1 rRNA gene is annotated in these 3,057 nt (G+C 53.7%); it reads left to right on the forward strand.

The annotated features are described in order from the left end of the window. Positions 1-18 precede the first annotated feature (18 nt). Positions 19-2,897, forward strand: a 23S ribosomal RNA gene (locus IPF36_RS29500). Positions 2,898-3,057 lie beyond the last annotated feature (160 nt).

Here is a 3,057-nt window from a genome sequence, read left to right on the forward strand (position 1 = left end):
GAGACACACTTGTTATAGGGTCAAGCGAACAAGTGCATGTGGTGGATGCCTTGGCGATCACAGGCGATGAAGGACGCGGTAGCCTGCGAAAAGCTTCGGGGAGCTGGCAAACGAGCTTTGATCCGGAGATGTCCGAATGGGGAAACCCGGCCCGTATGGGTCATCCCACACTGAATCCATAGGTGTGGGAAGCGAACGCGGCGAACTGAAACATCTAAGTAGCTGCAGGAACAGAAATCAACCGAGATTCCCAAAGTAGTGGCGAACGAAATGGGAAGAGCCTTGTACTCTTTAGCAGTGTTGTTAGCAGAACGGGATGGAAAGCCCGGCCCTAGCAGGTGATAGCCCTGTATGCGAAAACAGCGTTGTGGAACTAGGTGTACGACAAGTAGGGCGGGACACGTGAAATCCTGTCTGAAGATGGGGGGACCATCCTCCAAGGCTAAATACTCGTGATCGACCGATAGTGAACCAGTACCGTGAGGGAAAGGCGAAAAGAACCCCGGGAGGGGAGTGAAATAGATCCTGAAACCGCATGCATACAAACAGTCGGAGCCTGGAAACGGGTGACGGCGTACCTTTTGTATAATGGGTCAGCGACTTACATTCAGTGGCAAGCTTAACCGATTAGGGCAGGCGTAGCGAAAGCGAGTCCGAACAGGGCGTTGAGTCGCTGGGTGTAGACCCGAAACCAGATGATCTATCCATGGCCAGGTTGAAGGTGCGGTAACACGTACTGGAGGACCGAACCCACTAACGTTGAAAAGTTAGGGGATGAGCTGTGGATAGGGGTGAAAGGCTAAACAAATCTGGAAATAGCTGGTTCTCTCCGAAAACTATTTAGGTAGTGCCTCGTGTCTCACCTTCGGGGGTAGAGCACTGTCATGGTTGGGGGGTCTATTGCTGATTACCCCGCCATAGCAAACTCCGAATACCGAAGAGTGCAATCACGGGAGACAGACATCGGGTGCTAACGTCCGGTGTCAAGAGGGAAACAACCCAGACCGCCAGCTAAGGTCCCCAAATATAGCTAAGTGGGAAACGAAGTGGGAAGGCTAAAACAGTCAGGAGGTTGGCTTAGAAGCAGCCACCCTTTAAAGAAAGCGTAATAGCTCACTGATCGAGTCGTCCTGCGCGGAAGATGTAACGGGGCTAAGCTATATACCGAAGCTGCGGACGCACGCAAGTGCGTGGTAGGAGAGCGTTCTGTAAGCCTGTGAAGGTGTCTTGTAAAGGATGCTGGAGGTATCAGAAGTGCGAATGCTGACATGAGTAGCGATAAAGGGGGTGAAAGGCCCCCTCGCCGTAAGCCCAAGGTTTCCTACGCAACGTTCATCGGCGTAGGGTGAGTCGGCCCCTAAGGCGAGGCAGAGATGCGTAGCTGATGGGAAGCAGGTTAATATTCCTGCACCGTCGTATGATGCGATGGGGGGACGGATCGCGGAAGGTTGTCCGGGTGTTGGAAGTCCCGGTCCCTGCATTGGAGAAGGCGCTCAGGCAAATCCGGGCGCGGGATTCAAGGATGTGGGGCGAGCGGCCTAGTGCTGCGAAGCAATTGGAAGTGGTTCCAAGAAAAGCCTCTAAGCTTCAGTCATACGAGACCGTACCGCAAACCGACACAGGTGGGCGAGATGAGTATTCTAAGGCGCTTGAGAGAACTCGGGAGAAGGAACTCGGCAAATTGGTACCGTAACTTCGGGATAAGGTACGCCCTGGTAGCTTGACTGGCCTGCGCCAGAAGGGTGAAGGGGTTGCAATAAAATGGTGGCTGCGACTGTTTAATAAAAACACAGCACTCTGCAAACACGAAAGTGGACGTATAGGGTGTGACGCCTGCCCGGTGCCGGAAGATTAAATGATGGGGTGCAAGCTCTTGATTGAAGTCCCGGTAAACGGCGGCCGTAACTATAACGGTCCTAAGGTAGCGAAATTCCTTGTCGGGTAAGTTCCGACCTGCACGAATGGCGTAACGATGGCCACACTGTCTCCTCCCGAGACTCAGCGAAGTTGAAGTGTTTGTGATGATGCAATCTCCCCGCGGCTAGACGGAAAGACCCCATGAACCTTTACTGTAGCTTTGCATTGGACTTTGAACCGATCTGTGTAGGATAGGTGGGAGGCTTTGAAGCGTGGACGCCAGTTCACGTGGAGCCGTCCTTGAAATACCACCCTGGTTTGTTTGAGGTTCTAACCTTGGCCCGTGAATCCGGGTCGGGGACAGTGCATGGTAGGCAGTTTGACTGGGGCGGTCTCCTCCCAAAGTGTAACGGAGGAGTTCGAAGGTACGCTTGGTACGGTCGGACATCGTACCTAAAGTGCAATGGCAAAAGCGTGCTTAACTGCGAGACCGACAAGTCGAGCAGGTGCGAAAGCAGGACATAGTGATCCGGTGGTTCTGAATGGAAGGGCCATCGCTCAACGGATAAAAGGTACTCTGGGGATAACAGGCTGATACCGCCCAAGAGTTCATATCGACGGCGGTGTTTGGCACCTCGATGTCGGCTCATCTCATCCTGGGGCTGTAGCCGGTCCCAAGGGTATGGCTGTTCGCCATTTAAAGAGGTACGTGAGCTGGGTTTAAAACGTCGTGAGACAGTTTGGTCCCTATCTGCCGTGGGCGTTGGAATCTTGACGGGGGCTGCTCCTAGTACGAGAGGACCGGAGTGGACGTACCGCTGGTGTACCTGTTGTCTCGCCAGAGGCATCGCAGGGTAGCTATGTACGGAAGAGATAACCGCTGAAAGCATCTAAGCGGGAAACTCGCCTGAAGATGAGGATTCCCTGGAGGCTTGACCTCCTTGAAGGGTCGTTCGAGACCAGGACGTTGATAGGCTGGGTGTGGAAGCGCAGTAATGCGTTAAGCTAACCAGTACTAATTGCCCGTAAGGCTTGATCCTATAACCAGTGTGTTTCACCTGGTGTGTGTGATCGTGTCTGTGCCAGATACGCACAACCCCAACTACATCCCGATTCGTGACGCTGGCTTGAACCCCAGCGCCACAACCCCTCATGCCTGGTGACCATAGCGAGCTGGAACCACCCCTTCCCATCCCGAAC

The organism is Cupriavidus sp. IK-TO18, assembly GCF_015549295.1.
Lineage (GTDB): Bacteria > Pseudomonadota > Gammaproteobacteria > Burkholderiales > Burkholderiaceae > Cupriavidus > Cupriavidus oxalaticus_A.